Here is a 262-nt window from a genome sequence, read left to right on the forward strand (position 1 = left end):
ATGTACTCCAGCGCACCCTTCAGCGACGCGTCCAAAAACGAGTCGATACGCCGAGCAAACGCCACGGCCTGTTCTTCCGTATCGAAAAACACGTTGGTCGGAAGTCCATGGGGAAAGCCCTCAGCCTCACAGTCTACGTGTCGCGGAACGATACGGATCGTGGGCCTACACTTGCCTTTGTGCTCCGGATCGAAGCCGTAGTACAGATTGGTCCACTGGCTATCGTGCTGGATTCGTGCCATATACACTCCTTACAGAGATT

1 protein-coding gene is annotated in these 262 nt (G+C 54.6%); it reads right to left on the reverse strand.

Annotated features, from left to right (window positions below):
• On the reverse strand, positions 1-242 hold a 242-nt coding region (locus AC1RPH_RS08390; protein ID WP_481762129.1), incomplete at its 3' end, for a hypothetical protein.
• Positions 243-262: the final 20 nt, after the last annotated feature.

It is taken from the genome of Dellaglioa sp. CoH-57-MRSF-16 (genome assembly GCF_056782055.1).